We start from the raw sequence: 19,629 nt of genomic DNA on the forward strand, positions 1-19,629 counted from the left end.
CGCGCTAACCTCGTTCAGATCGTTGCCCGAAGGCATTCTATCGAACATTCGAGCCGAAGAGCAAAACTGGCCGCGGATAAGTTGGCAGCTATTTGGCTACTTCTTCGGTTGAAACGTATGCTCAATAGCCGGGAAGGTGCGGGCCTTCACTTCCTCGGCATAGGCTTCCACGGCCTTTGAGACCAGGGGCGCCAGCTCCGCGAAATGCTTGACGAAGCGCGGCTTGAAATCATTGAAGAGGCCGAGCATGTCGTCGGAAACGAGGATCTGTCCGTCGCAGGCGGCCGATGCGCCGATGCCGATGGTGGGAATGGCGACGGCGGCGGTGATCTCGCGTGCGAGCGGTTCGACCGTGCCTTCGATCACCATTGCGAAGGCACCGGCCTCGGCGACCGCCATGGCGTCGCGCCGGATCTTGTCTGCCTCCTTGTCCGAGCGGCCGAGCGAGCGATAGCCGCCGGTGGTATTCACCTGCTGCGGCATGAGCCCGACATGGCCGAAGACCGGAATGCCGCGAGAGGTGAGAAACGCCACGGTTTCGGCCATTTCCTCGCCACCCTCCAGCTTCACGCCATCGCAGCCAGTTTCCTTCAGGACGCGCGCGGCGTTGCGGAAGGCCTGCTCCTTCGATTCCTGGTAGGAGCCGAAGGGGAGGTCGACGATGACGCAGGCGTGCTTGGCACCACGCACGACGGCCTGGCCGTGGGCGATCATCATATCGAGCGTAACGCCGACGGTCGTTTCCATGCCGTAGAGCACCATGCCGAGGGAATCACCGACCAGAAGCAGGTCGCAATGCGGATCGAGCAGGCGGGCAATCGGCGTCGTATAGGCCGTCAGGCTGACGATCAGACGCGTACCCTTCATGGTTTCGATCGCAGCGGGCGTGATGCGCTTAGTGTGTCCAACGGTGCTCATCTCAGGCGGCCTTTTCGTTGTTTGATGGCTTGCGGCCGATGACCTGGTTGTCAAGCAGGCGAGTGGTGCCGATGCGTACGAAAAGCGCGATCAGAATGGGCCGGCCCTGCAAGCTCGTCAGCGGCTCCAGCGTATCGGGATCACGAACGGCGGCGACTTCCGCTGTTGCCAGCGGCTCCTTTTCGATGAAAGTGCGCAGGGCCTCCTCGAGGGCGGCGGGATCGTCCGCGCCGAGATCGTAGAGCCGCTCGGCTTCCGCCAGCGTCTTCGGCACGATAACGGCGGCTGCGCGCTCCTCTTTCGAGAGATAGACGTTGCGCGAGGAGAGAGCCAGCCCATCCATATCGCGAACGGTCGGCACCGGCACGACACGAACGGGCTGCGCGAGGTCCTCGACCATGCGGCGGATAATCGCCACCTGCTGATAGTCCTTCTCGCCGAAATAGGCGCTGTCGGGCTGGACGATATTGAAGAGCTTGGTGACGACCGTGGCAACACCGGCGAAATGGCCGGGGCGAACCGCGCCCTCCAGTTCCGCCCCAAGCTTCGGCACGTCGACGACGGTCTCCATCGGGCGCGGATACATGTCGGCGACAGCGGGTGCGAAGAGGAAATCGACGCCGGCGTCGCGTAGCATCGCGCCGTCGTGCTCGATATCGCGCGGATATTTCGCCAGATCCTCATTGGCGCCGAACTGCAGCGGATTGACGAAGATGGAGGTAACGACGATGCCGTTCTCGGCCCTGGCGCGGGAGACCAGTTCCATGTGGCCGGCATGCAGGTAGCCCATTGTGGGAACCAGGCCGATGCGCCTGCCAGCCGCGCGATGTTCGCCGAGCCGTTCCCGCAGGGCGGCTATCGTATTGATGGTCTCCATGATGCTCCTCCCCGGACGCGCCGCCCGGTGCATGTCCGTCTTTCGTCTTTTAATTTTGGCGGCTCTTCTAACGTGTGCGGTGCAAAAAGGCAATTCAAGGCCGCTGGCCCTGCCTGCGCCGGTTCGGCCGTCCACCGGCGATAGTTACTTTTCGGGCTGGTACGATAACTATCCTTTCGAAGGATTAGCGCTTTCCTCAATCTTTTGCTGTTAGCTGCCTGAATGGCGAAGATCGTGGCATTGGCTGCATATTTCTATCAGGCGGCGGTGGCTTTTGGGCTGCTGATCGCTGTCGCGCATTTGCTGGCTCCGGCGGATTACGCAGCCTATTCGCTGTTCATCTCGATCAGCCAGTTCGCGGCGATTTTCTGTTTCGAATGGGTTCGCTTTGCTTGCAGCCGTTTCTATCCGGGGCAGGGTCCTGGAAGTGAAGCGCTGGAGCGAAAGGCACTCACGATGGAGTTTGCGGCGTGCTCGGCAATTTGCCTGATTGCCGCGTCCGCTTCGATCTTCTTTTCTGTTTCGGCGGAGATTGCCGTGCTCGGCGGCTTGGTCGCGATCTTCCAGGGCGGCAGCGACCTGCATCTCACCATGTTGCGCTTTCGTCAGGAGTTTCGTGTTTTCTCGCGGCTGCAGGGTTCACGCGCCACCATTCTCGCAGCCGGCACGCTCGCGGGTGCTGCCGTTGCCCCCAATTTCACTTGCACCGTCATAGGTCTGATGGCCGGTTATATCGCTTACGGTTTATTGGCTGTGTTTCTGACCCGTGACAGCCTGCGCGAGGCGGCACCCTTCGAGCCGTCGTTGATCCGCAAGCACTTCGTTTATGGCAGCGTTGCCGCCAGCGCCTCCGTTATCGGCATGCTGACGCCGCTGGGATTGAAATCCATCCTCACGGCCACATTGGGAGCGGGGGCCGCCGCCGGTGCGCTGCTGGCGCTCGACCTGCTGCAACGGCCCTTCGTGCTGATCGTCTCCGCCCTGCAGGCCATTCAATATCCCGATGTCGTCACGACCTATGATCGCGACGGGGCGACGCCTGTTTTTGCCAAGCAGCTTGGGGAATATTACTCGCTGCTGACCGGCCTTACACTCATGACGGCTGCCGGTATCTTCGCGTTGCTGCAGCCGGTCGGCCAATTGGTGATCGCCGCCGGTTTGCGCAACGAATTTCTTGCCGTTGCCCCCTTCGTCATCGGTCTTGCGACATGCCGCGCCCTGACCGCCAACATGATGCCGACGCCGGCGCATCTGCAGCATCGGCTGCTGACGATCTTCCTGCTCGCAGCGCTGGATTGCGTATTGCTGAACGCCGGCACGCTTATCGGCGGTTACCTCGGCTCTTTCGGCGATGCTGCTCTTATGGCCGGTGGCATGATCGGCGCGCTCTGCGCCACGGCGATCGGCGTCAAGGTGATGATGTCCCTTGCCTTCGATTTCGTCTGGCCGCCGGTGGTCTTCTCCGCCATTGGTCTTGCGGTGCCGGTACTGGCGACGACCGGTTTCGGCTGTTCGCTCTGGATATCGGTGGCGGTCGGTGTCGCCGGCGGCGCGCTCTTTTGCCTGCTTGGCCTCTATAGCTACTTCGTCACCATGTTCCGGCCGCAGGCCCGATCGTGAAGTCTCTCAGAGATCTTCGAGAATAGAGAGCACGCGGTCGGCGCTGCCGTCCCAGGAGAAACGCGTGACGTTCTCGTGGCCACGCCGCCGCAGATCCTGGCGTAGCCCGTCGTCCGTTGCGATCCTTCGCATGGCGGTGATGAGTTCATCCTGTTGGAAAGGGTCGAAATAGAGCGCGGCATCGCCCGACGCCTCGCGCACGGCGGGGATATCGGCCGCGAGCACCGGACAGCCCTGCGTCATCGCTTCCAGGGGCGGGATGCCGAAGCCTTCATAAAGGCTCGGGAAGACGAAGGCGGTGGCATGTCGCTCCAGCGCGGCGATTTCCGCATCCGTAAGCCTGCCGGGAAAGAGCAAGCTGTCGTTCGATTGCTGGCCTTCCGATTTGAAGACGGTCGGCGCGGAGCCGCCGACGACCACGAGCTTCTGGTTGTCATCCTTGAGCGCCTTGAAAGCGCGGATGGCGAAATCGAGGTTCTTGTTCGGCTTCATCGTTCCCACAAGCAGGAAGAAGCCGTTCGTCTTCAGGTCAAGCCGGTGCATCACGGCGTTGTCCGGCTCGATGGCGGCGAAGTGATCGACGGCATTGTAGACGACGTCGATGCCGGCCGAGGGAACCCGGAACACCGAGGCCAGTTCCTGTCGCGAGAATTCGGAGACGGTGCCGATCTTGGCGGTGCGCGTCAGCACCGTGCCAAGCGCACCGTGCAGCAGGCGGTAGCTGCGCTTGAAGGATTGCGGATGGCGGAAGATCGTCACGTCGTGGATGACGACCGCCTGGCGGCGATGCAGCAGCGGGCCGCTGCCGCCGAAGCCGATAAGCCGGCTGCCGCGCGAGCGCGAAAGCAACGATGTTTGCTCCCAGACGTGACCGGGACCGGAACCGAAACTATCGATTTCGATGGTGGAGAGCCTTATATCGATGGGTGTATTGCGTGGTACGGCCAGACGCCAGCGCGCGCCTTTCAGCGAGGCGGGCAGGGCGCCTGAGGAGATCTTGCGGTCGAGCGCCAGGGTGAGCTCGCGCGCGAAGCGCTGCACGCCCGACAAGGACTGGCCAAGGAAACGCCCATTGATGACAATCGACTGCACGCTAAGGGTCCCGATATCTTACTGATCAGGACTAGCTTGCACCATTTTGTTTAGAGAAGGTTTAGCCCGGTCGACGCGATTTTAGGCAAGCGCATCCTTGCTGCTGATGACCGCGACACCATGGGCTCGCATATCGTCGACCGCCGCCTTGACACCGGCCGGGTCGATGCCTCGGCTGGCATCCTCAATGAAGCGAACGGTGACGCCGGGCAGCATTTCGACGGCGTCGAGCGCCGAGAACTTCACGCAGTAATCGGTCGCCAGCCCGCAAAGATCGAGCTCCGTGACGCCCTTATTGCGCAAATAGGCGGCCAGTCCGGTAAGGGCTGTCTGATCGTTGTCACGGAAAGCGGAATAGCTATCGACCGCGGGGTTCTGGCCCTTTTGCTGGATAAAATCGACGGCCGCGACATGGAGGCCGGGATGGAATTCGGCATCTTTAGTGTTCTGGACGCAGTGGTCGGGCCACATCATCTGCGGCTTGCCTGATAGCGTACCCATTTCGAAGGGCTTCTTGCCGGGATGGGAGGAGGCGAAGCTGCCGTGGCCAGCCGGATGCCAGTCCTGCGAAGCGACAACCAGATCGTATTTGCGGCTGTCGATGAGCTCGTTGGCGATGGGCACCACCTGATCTCCATCCGGCACGGGGAGATTTCCGCCGGGGCAGAAGCCGTTTTGGATGTCGATGAGCAGCAGTGCTTTCATGAGGCCAGTCCTTCAGGTTTGTTGTGCCGCACGATGCCAAGCGGCGCGCCTCGGATCAAGCCCTTTGCGCTCCGCTGGAAAACCGGCGGAGCGCAAAGCCTAGTCAGTCTCAGGCCGGCTTGTGGCCCTTGAGCCCGTAGAAGGCGATATAGACGTAGCAGATGATCGGCATCAGGAAGGCGAGATGAATGCCGATGGTATCGGCGAGGCCACCCTGGATGACCGGCAGGATGGCGCCGCCGACAATGGCAAGGCACAAAATGCCCGAACCCTGGCTCGTATATTTGCCGAGGCCGTGCAGCGCCAGGCTGAAGATCGTCGGGAACATGATCGAGTTGAACAGGCCGATCGCCAGCACGGACCACATGGCGACATGGCCCGTTGTCAGCACGGTGACCACGAGCAGGATGATGACTGCAGCGGCGTTGAAGGCAAGCGCCTTGCCGTCATCGATATGACGCATGATCAGCGAGCCGATGAAGCGTCCGATCATGGCGCCGCCCCAGAAGTAAGAGACGTAGTGGGCGGCATCGGCTTCGGAGAGATGCGCGATATCGGGCTGACTCAGGAAGTTGACGAGGAAGCTGCCGACGCTGACTTCGGCGCCGACATAGAGGAAAATGCCAACGGCGCCGAGCACGAGGTGGCGGTACTGCCAGGCGGAACCGCCGCCGCGCATCGGCTCGACCGTTTCCTCGTCTTCGACCTCGGGCAGCTTCAACGCAGCAAAGACCGCTGCGAGCACCAGGAAGGCGGCCGCGAGGAGCAGATAGGGGAACTTGACCGCGCCGGCTTCGGCAAGCCTGATGGCATCGAGCTGTTCCGGGGTAGCGTTAGCGGCTGCAACGGTTGCGGCAGACAGGATCAGCATCGCGCCGAAGTAAGGTGCGATCGTCGTGCCGAGGGAGTTGAAGGCCTGCGTCAGGTTCAGTCGGCTGGCTGCCGTATCCGGCGGTCCCAATACGGTGACATAGGGATTTGCGGCCACCTGCAGGATTGTGATGCCGGTGGCGAGCACGAAGAGCGCGCCCAGGAAGAGCGCATAAACGCGATAGCTGGCGGCGGGGATGAACAGGGCGCAGCCGACTGCCGCGATGGTAAGGCCGACGACGATGCCCCACTTGTAGGTGATGCGCTTCACGATCGCTCCAGCCGGCAGAGATACGATGGAGTATGCGCCGAAAAAGCAGAGCTGGATGAGCATCGCTTGAGTGTAGTTGAGCTGAAAGACGCTCTTCAGGTGCGGGACCAGAATATCGTTCAGGCAAGTGATGAAGCCCCACATGAAAAAGAGTGAGGTGAGTGCGATAAGCGCGAATTGGTAACTGCCCTGGCCTTGGCGTGCGGATGCACGGGCGCTGGTGGGCGCAGAGCTTGTTGCTGAGCCAGCCACTTTTTATCCTCGGTTCTTGTTGTTGCCAGGCTTCGAGATTCGACCCGGGCGAAAAGCCCGAACGGGCCGGAAGGACTGGCAGCGGCTTGCCGAGACGCCCGCAAGAAGCACGGAATCCCGAAGCCGCTTAAATCGATATAATCGATTGGATCATTATTGGTAGCTTGCTAGGAATGCGGATTTTGCAATGCAGCAATGCGGTTTGCAGCAAAGGCTGAAGACATCGAGCGAAGCAATTCAGCCTCCCTTACGGCGCGTCTGATCCGCAGGCATCAGCCCTTGTTGGCTAGATAGCCGAACACGGCGCGCTTCACGCGAAGCGCCAATTGACCTTTATCTCCGTCACCGTGTTCTCCGGCGGCGTCGACCATTCCCTTGATGATCGCCACCACGTCGCGGCTTGCAACATCGATATCGGCCTGCGGCGGCAGGTCCGGTCGCCGAAGCGTTGCGCGCGTGAGTTCGAAGAACCGCATCTTCACTCGTTCCGTAGTGTCGTCGAGCGGCAGGCGTGCTTCCTCAAAGTCGAGCAGGCGGGCAAGAGCCGGCCGGCGAAGCTGCTGCTCGACGCAGGGGAGGATGAGTGCCGACAGGGCTTGACTGCCGGTGGGCTGGTCGGTTGCGCTTTCCGCATCCTCGACGAGGCGGCTCGTTTCTCTGAGGATCAAGGCTCCGATCAGCGCATCCTTGCGTGGAAAATATTGATAGAGCGAGCCGACGCTGACACCGGCCTTCTCCGCCACCGCATTGGTGGAAAAGGCTTCATGGCCGCGCTCTTCCAAAATGCGAGCCGCAGCCTCGACAATTGCCTCGACGGTCGCGAGCGAACGGGCTTGCTTCGGTGTTTTTCTCGGCGCCGGGCGGCTCTTCAGAGGGCTCTCGGACATGTTCCTGGAATGCGAGTGGTAAAAAGCGAATTATCGCTCATATTACAGGTCGTAGCCCAACGAAACAAGCGTTCCAGCAACATCCGGAGATTGAAGTCCCCGGCGTGTTCCAGCGCGCATGCGTGCGCGACGCTCGCCGTTCGGGCCGGAAAGACAAATGGAGATAAATGCATGTCCAGCGAAATCAAAACCGCGATCGTCACCGGAGCATCGAAGGGCATCGGTGCCGCCATTGCGGGGCAGCTTGCCGCCGATGGTTTTCAGACCATCGTCAATTACGCATCGAGCATGGGAGAGGCTGAGGACGTCGTCGCCTGCATCGAAGCGGCGGGCGGCCGCGCGATTGCGGTCCGTGCGGATGTGGCCGACGCTTCGGCTGTTGCGGCGTTGTTCGATCGTGCCGAAGCCGAGTTCGGAGAGGTCGATGTGCTCGTCAACAATGCCGGGATCGGCAAATTCTCGCCGTTGGCGCAGGTGAGCGATGAGGATTTTCAACAGCAGATTGCCGTCAACCTCACAGGCACGTTCAACGGAATGCGGGAAGGTGCAAAGCGGGTGAGGGATGGCGGCCGCATCATCAACCTCTCCACGAGCATCATCGGCCATTATTCTCCCGGCAACGGCGTCTATGCGGCGACGAAGGCGGCGGTGGAAGCCATGACGCATACGCTCGCCAAGGAACTCGGCACGCGCGGCGTGACAGTCAATGCCGTCGCGCCTGGACCGATCGCCACGGAACTGTTGTTCAAGGGACGGTCCGAGGAGCTGATCCAGCGGCTGATCAACGATATTCCGCTCGGGCGACTCGGGCTGCCGGAAGAGATCGCCCAGATCGTATCGTTTCTCGCCGGTGCTCAGAGCGGCTGGATCAATGGGCAGATCATCCGCGCGAATGGCGGGCGCAATTGAGGGTGGTGATCGCTCAAGACGGCAAGGGACTTATCCGGTTTACTTGCCGCTTGCCCGTCCTTCGCCGCCGGCGGGAAAGCGCCTGACATGCTCGATCAGCGCGCGAAGCTTCGGAGCAGTGTTTCGGCGGCTCGGATAATAGAGATAGAAGCCCGCGAAGTAGGGGCAATAATCCTCCAGGATCGGCTGCAACTCCCCGCGGCCGATGAAGGGGCGGAAGCTTTCCTCCATTCCAAATGAGATGCCGGCCCCTGCGACGGCGAGCTTGATCATCAGGCCCATGTCGTTGGTGGTGATCGTCGACGGCACCGCGACGCTGAACTCCTTGCCCGCTTCGGCGAATTCCCAGCGATAGGGCGCCGATTTCGGGGAAGGGCGCCAGCCGATGCAGGCATGCCCGGCAAGGTCTGCCGGGTGTGATGGCACGCCGAAGTGTTCGCGATAGGATGGGGCACAGACGGCCAGTTGCCGCTCGGCGCCCGCGATCGGCACGGCGATCATATCCTGCGCGATGACTTCTCCCAGCCGCACGCCCGCGTCATAGCCTTCGGCGGCGATGTCGAATTCCTCGTCCGTGACGGTGATATCAAGCTCCACCTTGGGATATTGGTGGACGAAGCCGGCGAGGAGCGGCCCTGCCAGAAAACGTTCGGCAATCGAGGAGACCGCAAGCCTCAGACGTCCGCGCGGAAGCTCCGTCAGCGCCTTGGTCCCCTCCAGTGCCGCGCGCATGTCCGCCACTGCCGGAGCGACCCTCTCATAGAGCCGCTCGCCGGCTTCGGTGAGGCTGACGCTCCGCGTCGTACGGAGCACAAGCGCGATGCCGAGATTTTCCTCAAGGCGACGGATCGTCTGGCTGACGGCGGAACGCGTCACGCCGAGCCGCGTCGCCGCAGCCCGGAAGCTCCGTTCCTCCGCAACGAGCGCAAAAACGGCAAGCGCATTCAGATCCGGCTCCATTGGTTATTTTTTCTTTCCAATCTGGCAAGGGAATGATGGCTTATCGAAACAATAGCTGACCCTTACAGTCAAGGCCTCATGACATAGACCAAGAAAGGATGAGGTCGTGCCGATTGATAAGGTCATTCTGATTACTGGGGCTTCGAGCGGGATCGGTGAGGCCATTGCCCGCGAACTTGCCGCCGCCGGCGCGAAAGTGGCGCTGGGCGCGAGGCGGGTGGAACGCCTGGAGGCGCTGGCGGCCGAATTGAGCGCGGCAGGCGGTACCGTGCTCGCCCATCCCCTTGATGTGACGGACCGCCGGAGCTTCGAGGCTTCCGTCAGCGCCGCTCGACAGAAATGGGGACGCGTCGATGTCATCGTCAACAATGCCGGGGTGATGCCGCTGTCGCTGATGGCGTCGCTGAAGGTCGAGGAATGGGACCGGATGATCGACGTCAACATCAAAGGCGTGCTGTATGGCATTGCCGCAGTTCTGCCCGAGATGATCGCGCGCAATTCCGGCCAGATCATCAACATCGCATCGATCGGAGCGCTTGCGGTTTCACCGACCGCTGCGGTCTATTGCGCCACGAAACATGCGGTGCGGGCGATCTCCGATGGACTGCGCCAGGAACACAAGACGTTGCGCGTGACCTGCATCCATCCCGGCGTCGTCGAAAGCGAGCTTGCCGACACAATCACCGATCCCGTCGCCGCCGAGGCGATGAAAACCTATCGCGCCATCGCCTTGAAGCCCGATGCCATCGCCCGCGCCGTGCGCTTCGCCATCGAGCAGCCCGAGGATGTCGATGTCAACGAGATCGTCGTGCGCCCGACGGCCAACACCTAGCGGCGCGAGACATGGCCACAATCCAAAGTCTCACCGTGGCTCTTGCCGCCAGCGCCATATTCATCGTCACATCAGAGGTTTACGCCACCATGAACAACAAGCCCAATGCATCCGCGACCATCCAGCAAAGCCATCCCTATGCCGGCATGTGGGTTACCGCCGATGGCTATGTGCGTCACAATTTGCTGCCGAACGGCCGCTATGACGAAGCGCGCGGCCAGCGCGAAAGCGCCTATCAGGGGCGCTATGAAGTTCGCGGCAATCACATCGACTATTGGGACGATACAGGTTTCACCGCCGATGGAGATTTCATCGACGACGTGCTCCATCACGGCGGCATGATCCTCCATCGACAGAAGTAGCATGGTATCAAATCGCGCCATCGCGAGACCGTCTGTGTCTCGCGATGGCATTCCTCTTGCCCGCCGCCGCGGTGGTCAGTCGAATGCCAATCCTTCTTCCACGATGGATTTACGCACGGCATCGCGTTGCCTCATGCGCAGATACCAGGCCTTGAGATGATCGAGTTCATCGAAGTGGATCCCTGCCTTGTAGTAGGATTTCAGCCATGCCGCCTGGCCCCAGCCCGTCAGCGCAAAAAGATAGGCATCGGCAACCGTAAACCTGTCGCCCATCAGGAAGAGGCGGTCGGCAAGATGTGCGTCGATCCATTGATATCGCTTTTCGAGCTTCGGCCTTGCCGTCTCGACATAACCTCCCGCCAGCCGAGCATAGAGAAGCGGAATGAAGCCCTTGTGGATTTCCGTCGACAGGAAGCCGAGCATTTCCTGCAGCTTGTAGCGCGCCATCGTGCCGGCGGCCGGCAACAATCCAGCCTCGGGCTTCAAGTCCGCCAGATATTGGACGATCGCCGGTCCCTCTCTCAGATGATTGCCGTCGGCGAGTTCGAGAACGGGGACATAGCCGTGCGGATTGACGCCGTGAAAATCCAGCCCAGCCTCGGTCTTGTGGCTGGTGTGATCGACCTTGATCAGTTCCACGTCCAGGCCGAGTTCGTTGATGACGATATGGGGCGAGAGCGAGCAGCTTGCCGGCATGTAGTATAGTTTCACTGAAGGTCTCCATGGTGTTTCCAGTGCCAGCCTCCCCTTGGAAGGCTGGCTGCCGAACCAGGTAATCCCTTTGGTATAGAATCGTAAGAACGGAAAAGTTTGACATCTAGGTTCAAAAATTATACCGCCTCAAGCATGAGGAATGCGTGATGAAAAAGACCGTGACCGGTTGCTCTGTCGAGGAGGCGATGCATTTGCTGGGAGGCCGCTGGCGGCTGCTGATCGTCTCCTATCTGGTCGACGGACCCAAGCGCTTCAACGAGCTGCGACGGCTGATGCCTGGCATTTCGCAGAGAATGCTGACGCTTGACCTCCGCGCGTTGGAGGAGGCAGGCCTTATCCGGCGCACGGTCTATCCGACTGTTCCTGTGAAGGTCGAATATTCGCTGACGAAGGATGGGACCCGGCTGGAGAAAGTGGTGGCCGTGGTCAAGGAGTTCGGGCTGTGGCTGAAGGATCGGGATGCGCGATTGCTCGGGGAGCATGAGACGTCACCAGAGCTCGTAGTATAAATCCCGCCAATCGGGGTTGGTCTTTTCAATCAGCTCGATCTTCCACTGGCGATACCAGCGTTTCAGGGATTTCTCCCGCTGTATGGCTGAAACGATGTCCGCGTGGTCTTCATACCAGACCAACCGCGTGCACCCATATTTCCAAGCGAAGCCGGGTGTCAGGCCTTCACGATGCTTGTAGATGCGGCGTTCGAGATCGGCAGTGACGCCGATGTACAGCGTACCGCGTTTGTGGTTGGTGATAATGTAAGTATATCCACCCATGCGTGTAGGATGCTGGCGGAGATGATAGCCGTCAAGAGCTATGGATGGTGGATGACCTATGGTTGGCAAAGAATGGGGTTCGCGTTTGCCACCCTGCCATACCCCACACTCCGTCATCCTCGGGTCAAGCCCGAGGATGACGGAGTGTGTGGGAGAGAAGGAGAGCCACAATCAACCAAGTCTTCGCGGATGCATTGGGGCCGCCCCTCTTATCCCAAGCGAGATAATCGGCCTCGCCGATCAAACCCTCTCCACAAACCCGTCCAGCACCCGCTTCTGCCCGGCGCGGTCGAATTCGATGGTCAGCTTGTTGCCCTCGATCTCGGAGACATTGCCGTTGCCGAACTTGATGTGGAAGACGCGGTCGCCGATGGCGAATTTGGAGGGTTCGGAGGAGGTGGATTTGGCCACCAGCTCACCGTCGATGGTGCGCACCTTCGGGCCGCTTTCGCCGTAGCCGATGCGCTCGACGGCGTGGCCGGAGCGGCTGCCCCAGTTGTCGCGGGTCGCATCGTTGCGATTTGCCTGGGCGCGCTTCCAGCCGGGGGTGGAATAGGAATTGGCGAAGGGATCGGCCTTGTCGAAGCGTGACTGGCCGTAGCCGCCGCGGCCATATCCGCCGTAGGACTGCTCGACCTCGGCAACCTGAACATGCGTTTCCGGCAGTTCGTCGAGGAAGCGGGACGGAATAGTCGATTGCCAGAGGCCATGGATGCGGCGGTTGGAGACGAACCAGATGTGGCAACGGCGCTTGGCGCGGGTAATCCCGACATAGGCGAGGCGGCGCTCTTCCTCCAGGCCGGCGCGGCCGTTTTCGTCGAGCGAGCGCTGATGCGGAAACAGGCCTTCCTCCCAGCCGGGCAGGAACACCGTATCGAATTCCAAACCCTTGGCGGAGTGCAGCGTCATGATCGAAACGGCGTCGAGATTTTCGTTCTGCTCGGCATCCATGACAAGCGAGACGTGCTCGAGGAAGCCGCGCATGGATTCGAAACTATCCATGGAGCGGACGAGTTCCTTGAGGTTTTCCAGGCGTCCCGGCGCTTCCGCCGATTTGTCGTTCTTCCACATGTCCGTATAGCCGGACTCTTCAAGGATCTGCTCGGCAAGCTCGGTATGGGGCGTGTTTTCAAGCAGGCCCTGCCAGCGGCGGAAGGATTGCACGACATCGAACAGCGCCTTGCGCGCCTTCGGCTTCATCTCGTCCGTCTCGATGATATCCGCTGCTGCCGCCAGCATCGGGATATCGCGAGCACGGGCGTAATCGTGCAGGGCGCGGACCGTGGTGTCGCCCAAACCGCGCTTCGGCGTATTGACGATGCGTTCGAAGGCGAGATCGTCAGCCGGCTGGCAGACGAGGCGGAAATAGGCCATGGCATCGCGGATTTCGAGGCGCTCGTAGAAGCGCGGGCCGCCGACGACGCGATAATTCAGGCCGAGCGTGACGAAACGGTCTTCGAACTCGCGCATCTGGAAAGACGCGCGCACGAGGATCGAGATGTCGTTCAGATTATGCTTGTTGCGCTGAAGCTGCTCGATCTCTTCGCCGATCGCGCGCGCTTCCTCCTCGGAATCCCAGGAGGCGTGCACTTGCACCTTAATGTCGTCGGGGTCTGAGCGATCGGTGAACAGCGTCTTGCCGAGCCGGCCCTCGTTATGGGCGATCAGATGCGCGGCGGCACCGAGAATATGCTCCGTCGAGCGGTAGTTGCGCTCGAGCTTGATGACCTTGGCGCCGGGAAAATCCTTCTCGAAGCGCAGGATGTTGTCCACTTCGGCACCGCGCCAGCCATAGATCGACTGGTCATCATCGCCGACGCAACAGACGTTCTGTGGCTCGCCCTTCTGTCGCTGGGCTAGCAGGCGAAGCCACATATATTGCGCCGTATTGGTGTCCTGATACTCATCGACCAGGATGTAGCGGAAGCGCTGGTGATAATCCTTCAGAATATCAGGATTTTGCCGGAACATATTGATCGGATGCAGCAAAAGATCGCCGAAGTCGCAGGCGTTCAGCGTCTTCAGGCGGTTCTGATAGGCACTGTAGAGTTCGCGGCCCTTGCCGTTGGCGAAGGCCCGCGCATCGCCTTCCGGAATATCGGCGGGGCTGAGCCCCTTGTTCTTCCAGGTGTCGATCATCCCGGCGAACTGCTTGGCCGGCCAGCGCTTGTCGTCCAGGCCCTCGGCCTGGATCAACTGCTTGATCAGGCGGATGACATCGTCCGTATCGAGAATGGTGAAGCTGGAAGAAAGGCCGACCAGCTCGGAATGGCGGCGCAAAAGCTTGACGCCGATCGAATGGAAGGTGCCGAGCCAGGGCATGCCTTCGACCGCACCGCCGACGAGCAGCGCGATGCGTTCCTTCATCTCGCGGGCCGCCTTGTTGGTGAAGGTGACGGCGAGGATCTGGCTGGGGAAGGCGCGGTTGGTGGACAGGATATGGGCGATGCGGGTCGTCAGCACGCGCGTCTTACCGGTGCCGGCACCGGCAAGCACCAGAACGGGGCCGTCAAGCGTCTCGACTGCTTCCGTCTGTTCCGAGTTGAGGCCTGCGAGATAATCCGGCCGGCGGCCGCTGTCGCGCGCCGCCATGGCGCGGGCGGCAATACCGCCGCCGGTGCCGCCGGCAGCCGGCGCTGAACGGCGCGGCGCAGTGTGCTCCGGCTCCTCGTCAAAGAAGGGAATATCGTCATGTCCAATGGTCATGCGGCCCAATGTAATGATTCTACCCCGAAAGGCAAAAGAAACGGGCCGAAACTAGAACAAAAAGTGCACATTCACAGGGCATAGTGCTCGCTTGAGGGCCGTCTTCCATATCGGAATCGATCAGCCGGTGCGCCGGTGAAACGTCCCGTTGTCGATCCCAAGATTACAACTTTGTCATAATCAGCGGCAAAACTTGCCGCATATGCTCAAAACACGATATTGCAGCAAATCGGGCACAATCTTGCATTATAGAGCCGCCTGATCAGAATTTGGCCCCGGTAAGTGCGCTGGGTGTGTAGGGGCCGTACAAAAACCAACGACGCGATTTCATCGCCTCTGACACAATGAGCCGGAGACGTGCATGACCGCCTGGAAGCAGCTTTTCTTGTCTTTTCTCTTGCTGGCGGCAGGCATTGTTGCCGTCGTGGCTCTTGTGCCCAGCGCCGCCGGTCTGTTGCAGAAGGTCGGTATTCCCGAGACGATTGTGGCGGCAATCACGCGCGACCAAGATGCCAAGGCGGAGAAGAGCGGCGACACGGCCAATGACGGCGCGCGGCGCGGCCGGAATGTACCGCTTGTCGTGACGGAAGCCGTCGTCAGCGGCGTCGTCAACGATCGCCTCAGCGCGATCGGCACGGGTGACGCCATCCGTTCGGTCGTCGTCATGCCGCAGGCGGCTGGCACGATCCGGGAAATCCTCATCAAGTCCGGTGACAGGGTCAAGCAGGGCCAAGTGCTGGCGCGTCTCGACGACGACGAGCAGATCATCGCCCGCGGCCAGGCGGAGGTGGCGCTGAAGAGCGCGGCCGAGAAATCCCAACTCTACCGCAACATCAAGTCCAGCGTGTCGCGCATCGATGTTTTCGATGCGGAGATCGCCGAGCAGGGCGCGAAGCTGGCGCTGCAATCGGCGGAGCTGGCGCTGAAGCGCCGCGATATCGTCGCGCCGATAGACGGCATCGTCGGCATCGTGCCCGTTGTCGTCGGTGACAATGTGACGACGACGACCAATATCGTGATGTTGGACGATCGCTCGGAAATCCTGGTGGATTACTGGGTGCCGGAGCGCTTCGCCAACACTGTGAAGGTCGATCAGCCGGTGGAAGCGACCTCGGTCGCGCTGCCGGGACGCGTCTTCTCGGGCGCTGTCGAGGCGGTCGACAATCGCGTCGACGGCGCCAGCCGGACGCTGCGCGTGCGCGCCCGCATCGATAATGCCTCCGACGAATTGCGCGCCGGCATGTCTTTCAATGTCGGCATGCGCTTTTCCGGCGAAACCTATCCTTCCGTCGATCCGCTGGCGGTGCAATGGGATGGTGCCGGTGCGCATGTCTGGCGCGTCGTCGATGGCAAGTCCTCGAAGGTGCGCGTCAGCATCGTGCAGCGCAATCCGGATGCGGTGCTGGTCAGGGGCGAACTCTGCAATGGTGATCTCATCGTCATCGAGGGATTGCAGCGCATGACGGAAGGCGGCGACGTTCGCTTTGCCCGTGATGTCGCCGAGGCCAGGGAGGTCATCACTCAATGATGACGCAGGGCGATGACACTGCGGATGCCGGCTCGACTGCCGCCAAGCAATCCTTCATGGCGCTGTTCGTGCGCCGGCCCATCCTGGCGCTGGTCTTCAACACGTTGATGGTCGTTGCCGGCCTTGCCGCCTATTTCGGTGTTGAGGTGCGCGAGCTGCCCGATGTTGACCGTCCCGTCGTGACTGTTCGAACTATGTTCGATGGCGCATCGCCGCAGACGGTGGATCAGGAGCTGACGAAAATCATCGAAGGGGCCGTTGCCCGCGTCAGCGGCCTGAAATCGGTCTCTTCCAGCTCGTCCTTCGGTCAGAGCAGGGTGACGCTTGAATTTTCCGATGCGACCGATCTTTCGGTTGCGGCCAACGATGTCCGAGATGCCATCGGCCGCATCACCGAACAATTGCCTGATCAGGCGGACGCGCCGCAGATCGTCAAGGCGGATTCGGATTCGCAACCGATCATGCGCCTTGCCGTCACCTCCAGTACGATGACGATGGACGACCTGACGCAGCTCGTCGACAAGGAGATCACCGACCGGCTGGCCTCCGTCGAAGGCGTCGCCGATGTCGAGCTTTACGGCGATCAGGAGAAAATCTTCCGCATCGACGTCGACCAGGCTGCCCTCGCCAGCCGAGGCCTCACGATCGGCGATCTGACGACGGCGCTTGCGACCGCCGCGCTCGATGTGCCGGCGGGATCGCTGAAGAGCGCCCGACAGAATATCGTCGTGCGAGCGACGGCCGCATTGCAGACGCCGGAGGATTTCTCCCGGCTGATCATCAGGAATCGCGTGCGGCTCTCCGATGTCGCGACCGTGACGCTCGGGCCGAGAGACGGCACGACTGCGCTGCGCTCGAACGGCGTGCAGGGCGTCGGCCTCGGCATCATCCGCCAGGCGCAATCGAATACGCTGAATATTTCCGAAGGCGTCAAAGCCGTCGTTGTGCAACTGTCGAAATCGCTGCCCGAAGGCACGCGCATCGTCGTCACCAGCGATGACGCCCAGTTCATTCAGGGAGCGATCCACGAGGTCGTGTTGGCGCTTGTCCTGTCGGCGCTGATCGTCACGGTGGTCATCTATCTCTTCCTGCGCGACTGGCGGGCGACGTTGATCCCGGTCGTCACCATGCCGGTGGCGCTGATCGGCACGCTTGCCGCGCTCTATATGGTCGGCTTCTCGGTCAATATCCTGACGCTGCTCGCAATCGTGCTTGCGACGGGCCTCGTGGTCGACGACGCCATCGTCGTGCTTGAGAACATTGTGCGGCGCAGGGCGGAGAAGATCGGGCCGCGCGCGGCTGCCGTGCTCGGCGCGCGCGAGGTCTTCTTCGCCGTGATTGCGACGACGGCAACGCTTGCCGCCGTGTTCATTCCGCTGTCTTTCCTGCCGGGACAGGTGGGGGGCCTTTTCCGCGAATTCGGCTTCGTGCTCGCCTTCTCCGTCGGGCTGTCCTCGATCGTGGCGCTGACGCTCTGCCCGATGCTTGCCTCGCGCATGCTGACCAAGGAAATGCGCGAGGAACACGGAGTGCTCGGCCGTTTCGGCGAGCTTTTTGCCGGCGTCTATCGCCGCACGCTCCGGGCCTGTCTCAACGCACCGCTTATCGTCATCGTTTTCTGCGTGATGTTTTCGGCCGCCGCCGTTCTGGCCTTCGTGAATGTCAAAAGCGAGCTGACGCCAAGCGAGGATCGCGCTATGGTCATGCTGCGTCTCACCACGCCGCAGGGAGCTGGCCTCGATTATACGAAGGATCAGCTGCAGCGTGTCGAGGAGCGTCTGCAGCCGCTGATGGATAGCGGCGATATCCGCAATATCTACGCAATCTCGGGCATGAACAGCCAGAAGAACAGCGGCTTCATGGTCTTGACCCTCGCGCCATGGAGCGAGCGCTATCGCACGCAGCAGGACATCGTCACCGATATCAACCGTGCCATGGCCGGCGTGCCGGCGCTTCGCGGCAATGTCATCCAGGCCAACAGCCTTCGCATCCGCGGCGCCGGCAGCGGCGTGCAGATGGCCCTCATCGGAAACAATCACGAGGCGCTGACCGAGGCGGCTCTCAAGCTCGTTCAGGAGCTCGACAAGACGGGGCAGTTCGACACACCGCGGCTCAACAACGAGCCGACGCAGGCCCAGGTCTCCGTCACCATCGATCGGGAGCGGGCGTCCGATCTCGGTATCGATATATCGGGGCTTTCGATGGCGCTGCAGTCGTTGCTCGAGGGGCGCTCCGTCGTCGACGTTTTCGTCGCAGGTGAATCCTATCCGGTGCTGCTGACCTCGACGATGCGGCCGATCGACGATCCGACAGATCTCGAAAACGTCTATCTGAAGACCGGCGACGGCAAGATCGTGCCGATGTCGGTCATCGCATCGCTGAAAGAGAATGCCGTCGCGCCGCAATTGACCCGTGAGCAGCAACTGGCCTCGGTTGCGATCACCGCCGGTCTCAAGAGCGGCATGTCGCTCGGACAAGCTGTCGAGGAAATCACGCGGGTCGCTACACCGCTGTTGCCGCCCGGCGCGCGGTTGATGCCGCTCGCCGAAGCCGCGACACTCGAGGAGAATTCCAGCGGCATGGCACTCACTTTCGGCTTTGCCATCGTCATCATCTTCCTGGTGCTTGCGGCGCAGTTCGAAAGCGTGCTGTCGTCGCTGATCATCATGTCGACGGTGCCGCTCGGCCTCGCCTGCGCTGTCTTCGCGCTGGTCATCACAGGATCGAGCCTCAACATCTACAGCCAGATCGGCCTGGTGCTGCTTGTCGGCGTGATGGCGAAGAACGGCATCCTGATCGTCGAATTCGCCAACCAGCTTCGCGACAAGGGCGAGAGCGTGCGTGAGGCGATCGAAAAAGCCTGTGCGCTGCGTCTGCGTCCGGTCATGATGACGATGATCGCGACCATCCTCGGCGGCGTGCCGCTTGTCTTTGCGGAAGGCGCGGGCGCGGAAGCGCGCATTGCGCTTGGCTGGGTAATCGTCGGCGGCCTTGGTTTTGCGACGCTGGTCACGCTTTACATCACGCCGGTCGCCTACCTCCTGATTGCCCGCTTTGCAAAGCCGCAGACGCATGAGGAGCAGCGTCTGCACGACGAAATGTCCGATGCGGCGCTGCGTTCGAAGCTGACCAATCTTCGCGCGGCGGAATAGGCAGGTTGCGCCCGTACAGGCGTTGCGCTTATTTATGGTAAATTAGGCGTTTCGTTTAGCGCTTTTTTAAGCATGTTTGCTAATCATAGCGATATGTAACCGCTGGAGCGAAGGTGTTGTTTTGCCTTGCTCCCCGTTCGCCGACACGCTCGGCCCGCGCGCATGAGCGCTCGCGGCAAGGTTCCAATGTCTCCTTGTATT

General features: G+C 61.2%; 17 protein-coding genes. 7 read left to right on the forward strand and 10 right to left on the reverse strand.

Going from position 1 to position 19,629, the window contains the following annotated elements; all coding sequences use genetic code 11:
• Positions 1-96: 96 nt before the first annotated feature.
• Positions 97-918 (reverse strand): 3-methyl-2-oxobutanoate hydroxymethyltransferase, encoded by an 822-nt coding sequence (panB, locus tag HGP12_RS00230; RefSeq protein ID WP_168843642.1) that lies wholly within the window; start codon positions 916-918, stop codon positions 97-99.
• Position 919: 1 nt separating this feature from the next.
• The gene (panC, locus tag HGP12_RS00235) at positions 920-1,795 is read right to left on the reverse strand and encodes a pantoate--beta-alanine ligase (protein WP_168843643.1); all 876 of its coding nucleotides are present in this window, start codon (positions 1,793-1,795) and stop codon (positions 920-922) included.
• Positions 1,796-2,029: 234 nt separating this feature from the next.
• Between panC and HGP12_RS00240 the strand changes: the two genes are divergently transcribed.
• Entirely contained in the window at positions 2,030-3,415 is a 1,386-nt protein-coding gene (locus HGP12_RS00240) for a hypothetical protein (RefSeq protein ID WP_312862838.1), read from the forward strand.
• Positions 3,416-3,421: 6 nt separating this feature from the next.
• Here the strand turns inward: HGP12_RS00240 and HGP12_RS00245 are convergent, their stop codons facing one another.
• The 4 genes from HGP12_RS00245 to HGP12_RS00260 form a co-directional block, all read right to left on the reverse strand.
• Positions 3,422-4,507: a glycosyltransferase family 4 protein gene (locus HGP12_RS00245; RefSeq protein ID WP_168843645.1), complete on the reverse strand. Its 1,086-nt coding sequence runs from the start codon at positions 4,505-4,507 to the stop codon at positions 3,422-3,424.
• Positions 4,508-4,588: 81 nt separating this feature from the next.
• Entirely contained in the window at positions 4,589-5,212 is a 624-nt protein-coding gene (gene pncA, locus HGP12_RS00250; protein WP_168843646.1) for a bifunctional nicotinamidase/pyrazinamidase, read from the reverse strand.
• 109 nt (positions 5,213-5,321) lie between these two features.
• Positions 5,322-6,605, reverse strand: a complete 1,284-nt coding sequence (locus tag HGP12_RS00255) for a sugar MFS transporter (protein WP_168843647.1) — start codon at positions 6,603-6,605, stop codon at positions 5,322-5,324.
• Between the two features lie 272 nt (positions 6,606-6,877).
• Positions 6,878-7,492: a TetR/AcrR family transcriptional regulator gene (locus HGP12_RS00260; protein ID WP_168843648.1), complete on the reverse strand. Its 615-nt coding sequence runs from the start codon at positions 7,490-7,492 to the stop codon at positions 6,878-6,880.
• A 171-nt stretch (positions 7,493-7,663) separates the two neighbouring features.
• Between HGP12_RS00260 and HGP12_RS00265 the strand changes: the two genes are divergently transcribed.
• Positions 7,664-8,401, forward strand: a complete 738-nt coding sequence (locus HGP12_RS00265) for an SDR family oxidoreductase (RefSeq protein ID WP_168843649.1) — start codon at positions 7,664-7,666, stop codon at positions 8,399-8,401.
• 39 nt (positions 8,402-8,440) lie between these two features.
• On the opposite strand, the gene HGP12_RS00270 is transcribed toward HGP12_RS00265, so the two are convergent.
• Positions 8,441-9,361: a LysR family transcriptional regulator gene (locus tag HGP12_RS00270; RefSeq protein ID WP_168843650.1), complete on the reverse strand. Its 921-nt coding sequence runs from the start codon at positions 9,359-9,361 to the stop codon at positions 8,441-8,443.
• 106 nt (positions 9,362-9,467) lie between these two features.
• Between HGP12_RS00270 and HGP12_RS00275 the strand changes: the two genes are divergently transcribed.
• Both HGP12_RS00275 and HGP12_RS00280 read left to right on the forward strand, forming a co-directional pair.
• Positions 9,468-10,193: an SDR family oxidoreductase gene (locus HGP12_RS00275; RefSeq protein ID WP_168843651.1), complete on the forward strand. Its 726-nt coding sequence runs from the start codon at positions 9,468-9,470 to the stop codon at positions 10,191-10,193.
• 11 nt (positions 10,194-10,204) lie between these two features.
• Positions 10,205-10,555, forward strand: a complete 351-nt coding sequence (locus HGP12_RS00280; RefSeq protein ID WP_168843652.1) for an Atu4866 domain-containing protein — start codon at positions 10,205-10,207, stop codon at positions 10,553-10,555.
• 75 nt (positions 10,556-10,630) lie between these two features.
• Here the strand turns inward: HGP12_RS00280 and gstA are convergent, their stop codons facing one another.
• Positions 10,631-11,266 (reverse strand): glutathione transferase GstA, encoded by a 636-nt coding sequence (gene gstA / locus HGP12_RS00285; RefSeq protein WP_168843653.1) that lies wholly within the window; start codon positions 11,264-11,266, stop codon positions 10,631-10,633.
• Positions 11,267-11,415: 149 nt separating this feature from the next.
• Between gstA and HGP12_RS00290 the strand changes: the two genes are divergently transcribed.
• The gene (locus HGP12_RS00290) at positions 11,416-11,778 is read left to right on the forward strand and encodes a winged helix-turn-helix transcriptional regulator (protein WP_168843654.1); all 363 of its coding nucleotides are present in this window, start codon (positions 11,416-11,418) and stop codon (positions 11,776-11,778) included.
• Here HGP12_RS00290 and HGP12_RS00295 read toward each other — a convergent pair.
• Positions 11,758-12,042 carry a GIY-YIG nuclease family protein gene (locus tag HGP12_RS00295; protein WP_168843655.1) on the reverse strand — a complete coding sequence of 95 codons (285 nt, stop codon included), beginning with the start codon at positions 12,040-12,042 and terminating at the stop codon, positions 11,758-11,760. The two genes, HGP12_RS00290 and HGP12_RS00295, sit on opposite strands and share 21 nt — an antisense overlap.
• Positions 12,043-12,282: 240 nt before the next feature.
• The gene (locus tag HGP12_RS00300) at positions 12,283-14,748 is read right to left on the reverse strand and encodes an ATP-dependent helicase (RefSeq protein ID WP_168843656.1); all 2,466 of its coding nucleotides are present in this window, start codon (positions 14,746-14,748) and stop codon (positions 12,283-12,285) included.
• 361 nt (positions 14,749-15,109) lie between these two features.
• Here HGP12_RS00300 and HGP12_RS00305 point away from each other — a divergent pair, with 361 nt between their 5' ends.
• Positions 15,110-16,276, forward strand: a complete 1,167-nt coding sequence (locus HGP12_RS00305) for an efflux RND transporter periplasmic adaptor subunit (RefSeq protein ID WP_168843657.1) — start codon at positions 15,110-15,112, stop codon at positions 16,274-16,276.
• Positions 16,273-19,428, forward strand: a complete 3,156-nt coding sequence (locus tag HGP12_RS00310; RefSeq protein WP_168843658.1) for an efflux RND transporter permease subunit — start codon at positions 16,273-16,275, stop codon at positions 19,426-19,428. Before HGP12_RS00305 ends, HGP12_RS00310 begins: the two co-directional genes overlap by 4 nt.
• Positions 19,429-19,629: the final 201 nt, after the last annotated feature.

Origin of the sequence: Rhizobium sp. P28RR-XV, from assembly GCF_012641385.1 — a bacterium.
Classification (GTDB): domain Bacteria; phylum Pseudomonadota; class Alphaproteobacteria; order Rhizobiales; family Rhizobiaceae; genus Rhizobium.

Excerpts from the sequence above, each read along its gene's own strand:
- HGP12_RS00260 (WP_168843648.1), bottom strand. The coding sequence starts at position 7,492 with ATGTCCGAGAGCCCTCTGAAGAGCCGCCCGGCGCCGAGAAAAACACCG.
- HGP12_RS00290 (WP_168843654.1), top strand. The coding sequence starts at position 11,416 with ATGAAAAAGACCGTGACCGGTTGCTCTGTCGAGGAGGCGATGCATTTG.
- HGP12_RS00270 (WP_168843650.1), bottom strand. The coding sequence starts at position 9,361 with ATGGAGCCGGATCTGAATGCGCTTGCCGTTTTTGCGCTCGTTGCGGAG.
- HGP12_RS00280 (WP_168843652.1), top strand. The coding sequence starts at position 10,205 with ATGGCCACAATCCAAAGTCTCACCGTGGCTCTTGCCGCCAGCGCCATA.
- HGP12_RS00310 (WP_168843658.1), top strand. The coding sequence starts at position 16,273 with ATGATGACGCAGGGCGATGACACTGCGGATGCCGGCTCGACTGCCGCC.
- HGP12_RS00305 (WP_168843657.1), top strand. The coding sequence starts at position 15,110 with ATGACCGCCTGGAAGCAGCTTTTCTTGTCTTTTCTCTTGCTGGCGGCA.
- panC (WP_168843643.1), bottom strand. The coding sequence starts at position 1,795 with ATGGAGACCATCAATACGATAGCCGCCCTGCGGGAACGGCTCGGCGAA.
- HGP12_RS00295 (WP_168843655.1), bottom strand. The coding sequence starts at position 12,042 with ATGGGTGGATATACTTACATTATCACCAACCACAAACGCGGTACGCTG.
- panB (WP_168843642.1), bottom strand. The coding sequence starts at position 918 with ATGAGCACCGTTGGACACACTAAGCGCATCACGCCCGCTGCGATCGAA.
- pncA (WP_168843646.1), bottom strand. The coding sequence starts at position 5,212 with ATGAAAGCACTGCTGCTCATCGACATCCAAAACGGCTTCTGCCCCGGC.
- HGP12_RS00265 (WP_168843649.1), top strand. The coding sequence starts at position 7,664 with ATGTCCAGCGAAATCAAAACCGCGATCGTCACCGGAGCATCGAAGGGC.
- HGP12_RS00300 (WP_168843656.1), bottom strand. The coding sequence starts at position 14,748 with ATGACCATTGGACATGACGATATTCCCTTCTTTGACGAGGAGCCGGAG.